Source organism: Bradyrhizobium sp. UFLA05-153 (assembly GCF_054185185.1).
The window spans coordinates 1-3,777 of sequence record NZ_JBBIAM010000266.1; the positions used below are offsets into that span (position 1 = coordinate 1).

Here is a 3,777-nt window from a genome sequence, read left to right on the forward strand (position 1 = left end):
TCATCACGCCTTTGACCCGGAGGCCCAGCCGTGGCCCACCTCAGAGAGATCCAAAGTTGACCTAGCATTTGGCGAAGGTCCCGACGCCTGAAGAGGCGTCCCAGTTAGGAGGCATTGGCCCGTACTCGCTGCCGGGCGGCGCGCCGTCGTTCGCGGCGTTCGCGATCGCGCCGGCTCCTCTCGACCGGGAATTGCAGGGCCGCCCCCTGACGAACGGGACTGGCCCCGCGTAGTTTCTGCGTTTACCTCGTCTGCAGCGGCAGGGCGTGCTTCCATGAGCGCCAATACAGCGCGCCCTTTGTCGGTGATCCGCCACCCACCGTTCAGGCGATCAACTAGACCTTGAGAAAAGATATCCAGATCCGGCACACGAGATGCTAGGCGTTTGGTACGCTCGCTCCAGTCGCTGCCGCTGGTGGCTAAAATCGCCATATCGCGCTTGAGATCGGCCATCACGGCGAAACCGCCGGCACGACTTCGCTACCTACCTGCCGAGTGAACACCGGTGCCGCATCAATTTTGAATACCCTCGATGCGACGGCCTCGGTGGTGACTTCGGACGAGGCATCAGTGTTTCGACGTGGACTTCGCACAAGCTGGCTTCGGCTCGCCAGAAACTAATATGCAGCTTACGGATTTTGACCGCGAAGCCTCCGTTGGAAAAACAGAATAATGGTCAAACGGAGTGGGCCCGCCGGCTTATGCTGGCGGGCCCTGGATTGATCGCCCCAGCCGCCAGCGATGCGTCAACAACCGCTGCCGGTTACGCTTCCTTGCCGATCGGCGCCGTCGCTTCATGCTCCAGGATCAATCACTTTCCAACGGCGACCCAATAGGTCGCGATCTCGCGCGAGGAATTACCTGGATTTCGATAGTTAGGCATTACCGACCGTAGTGGAGAATGCGCTGCAGCGAACTATCTGCTTGCTGCGCTGCGCCTACTATTGTCGGTATGTCTTCACCTTTCGGCAGGTGAATTGCCGCACGTCAGGAACGCATCTCAATGAGCTTGCATTGGGCCTTCGCATTTCGATTGCTTGAGAGGTCCGATCATGCATCTGCTTTTTGGAATGGTCGCGATTGCGACAGTCCTGGCTTGGATCGGGATACTCGCGAGCCCTGCTACAGCACAGACCTTCGAAGATAGATGGTCCATCATTCCCAAGGCACACGCCGAGCCAGCTCCTGTCGAGACAAAGCAGGATCAGCCCCAGCAAACACCGACTGAACAAGAGCCGACACGCACTTCGGAAGATCACTCAATCACTCGATCTTCCAACCGAGTCTTTTCCGGAAAAGCCTCCTACTATTCGTATTCAAAAGGAAAGACAGCGAGCGGCTCTCGGTTCAATCAGAACTCACTAACGGCCGCGCATCGGAGCCTACCCTTCGGCACCAAGGTCCGCGTGACCCATGGCGGAAATAGCGTCGTCGTCACCGTCAACGACCGTGGCCCGTTCGTTCGCGACCGAGTCCTCGACCTTTCCACCGCCGCCGCGCGCATCCTTGGGATTACCGATCGTGGAGTGGCCGAAGTTCGCGCTGAGGTGCTTTAGCGATCTTGCTAAACGGCCGGACCGAGCGGGTGCCACAGCGTTTAACTCAAAACTGTTGAGCCAAGGCGAGGATCGCACTGAGTGGACCAAATCGGCCCATAGCGCGAATGCGGCGCGCATAGACAGACGCCGCCAGCGACGGCCATTCCGCGAAGCCCGCGTTCGAGCGCATCGGCGGGGACTTCTCTCGCGGACGGGTGTTGCGGCCGGGCGAAAGCTGCTGTTCGTCGAGCACGGCCGCGCACTGGAGCCCAGCGTGCAATGGTGGCAGGATAGTTTGAACCCGCCCTGGAAGCACCTCTCGGCGGATGCCATCTCAACTGCGCCATCGCGGACCTGATCGGCGGGAACGGCTTCGCCGTTCGGAATCTCCATCGGCTACATGCCGGGACCAAAGCCGATGACGCTCATGTATGAAGGACGGGCGCTCCCGCGTTCGTAAAGTCCGCGGTTGCCCGCCTACGGCGCCGGCATCGCGCGGCGACCGCGGTGGAAGCGGTTCGAGCTCGCCATCCATTGCGGCAAGGGTTCACCGTCGCGGTGGCGGCCGCCAGCGACTGCCGCCGCCCAGGCGACCACGGCTCCGATCAGGGTCGCCGCCGCAACGCAGAATGCGACGATGATCGAGCTGCGCCGCGCGTGGTTGATCGCCGTCCGGGACTCCGCGATCACGGCGTCGACGCGCCGCTCGGAATCCGCCGGCGCCAGCCCCGTCAACGCGGCCGTCTGTTGCACGAGATAGGCGCGATCATCGCTGCTGACGCCGCTGTGGCTCGATGACGTCATGAGGATCCGCCCAGCTTCGGCGCGGGCTTCCCGCATATCAGTATTGGGCGGCCGACGCGGGGCACGGAACAGCTTGTCAAGCTCGTAGCTCAACAGCGGCTCGGCGGCAGTTGCATCGCCAGCCGAGCTGCGCATCGGCGAGCGCTCGATCGCGGACGCACCGAGGATCGCGAGCAGTGCTGCGCCGATTAGCACCGCGAGCGCCCATGACGTCAGTCCATGCAGCCCGTCCCACCGCTCGCCGTCATCTTCAATCGTTACGAGCGCAGTCGTAGGCCGCGCGATCCGGCCGGCGATGTAGCCGCCAAAGCCGAAGCTGACGATCGCCTGGAGGATCAGATACAATCCCGACAGCAGCGCCAGCGCCGAAGACGCATCGCGCCATGTCGGCGACGTCGAGCTGACGCCGAGACCGATGGCGACGCCAAAGCTGACCAGGATGAACGACAGTGCGCCGGCAGCGAACGCCCCCGCCAGCACCGAACTCCACTGGATGGCCCAGCTCCCCTCAGCGGCGGGCACGCCACCTTCCATGACCTCTTCCTGCACGAGAGCCTCGATCGTCATCGCGGCCCTCTCAGCGCAGGCCGAAGAACGACAGGATCGCCATGATCACGACGATCAAGCCGATCAGATAGATCAGTCCGTCCATAAGCCCATCCTCCTCAAATGCTCCGCGGCGCTAATGAAGAGGCACAAGGAATGTTCCTAAGCGGACCTTCCTCCGCCACGGCTCTTGGATTGGAAAGGCGTCAAGCTTGCAGGCCCGTCCTGCATTGGCCCGTCGCAGCTGAGGAGCAAACTTATCCAAAGTTATAGCGGGAACTTCTTCGTAGTGCGGAAGTAGGCCAGCTTCGACCTCCAATTGTAGCCTGAGACGGTCCCGCTACCGGATGTAAGCACGGTTCCATTTCTGTTGTGATCTCGCTTGCCTCACCAGGACGGCCATGCCCGTCAGTCCAACGACGATGATCGATATGAAGAGCCTGCGACCGTCGCATGGTCATCAGAACTTCGCTGGCCGCTTTGGGTCGTGCCCATTCCGATGCAACTCAGCGAGCAGCTCTTCTTGTCTGCTATCTGGCAAGATCCCGCTCCCCTTCCCCAACATGGCACTCAGCCTCAACATGGCACTCCGCTTCCGCGCGATGCTGCAACGGCGTGGCTGGATCCATCTCACACCATACCACGCAGCCAATTCCACTTTGCCAGCGCGCTGCGCCGATTTTCAGTCTGGAAATCTATCACACCGTCGGAGTTAGGAAGTCCGGCAGGATTTGCTTGCCTTAAAGATCAGGAGGCAGAAGTGCTCAGATTGCTGATCAAGCTTGCCGTGCTGGCGACGTTGCTGACGGTCCTGATCGCTCCACCCGTGATTAACCCTGTCTCTTATACACATCTGACGCTGCCGACGATCTTACGCGTGTAGATCTCG

Annotated in this window: 5 protein-coding genes; 2 read left to right on the top strand and 3 right to left on the bottom strand. The window is 61.1% G+C overall.

The window, feature by feature from the left end; all coding sequences use genetic code 11:
- Positions 1–3: 3 nt before the first annotated feature.
- Entirely contained in the window at positions 4–453 is a 450-nt protein-coding gene (locus Q2941_RS51025; protein ID WP_458197454.1) for a hypothetical protein, read from the bottom strand.
- Between the two features lie 599 nt (positions 454–1,052).
- Between Q2941_RS51025 and Q2941_RS51030 the strand changes: the two genes are divergently transcribed.
- Positions 1,053–1,556: a septal ring lytic transglycosylase RlpA family protein gene (locus Q2941_RS51030; protein ID WP_458197455.1), complete on the top strand. Its 504-nt coding sequence runs from the start codon at positions 1,053–1,055 to the stop codon at positions 1,554–1,556.
- A gap of 46 nt (positions 1,557–1,602) precedes the next feature.
- Here Q2941_RS51030 and Q2941_RS51035 read toward each other — a convergent pair whose 3' ends face one another.
- On the bottom strand, positions 1,603–1,791 hold the full coding sequence (locus tag Q2941_RS51035) for a hypothetical protein (protein ID WP_458197456.1): 189 nt from the start codon (positions 1,789–1,791) through the stop codon (positions 1,603–1,605).
- 224 nt (positions 1,792–2,015) lie between these two features.
- Entirely contained in the window at positions 2,016–2,909 is an 894-nt protein-coding gene (locus Q2941_RS51040; protein ID WP_458197457.1) for a hypothetical protein, read from the bottom strand.
- A gap of 361 nt (positions 2,910–3,270) precedes the next feature.
- Between Q2941_RS51040 and Q2941_RS51045 the strand changes: the two genes are divergently transcribed.
- Entirely contained in the window at positions 3,271–3,771 is a 501-nt protein-coding gene (locus Q2941_RS51045; protein ID WP_458197458.1) for a hypothetical protein, read from the top strand.
- Positions 3,772–3,777: the final 6 nt, after the last annotated feature.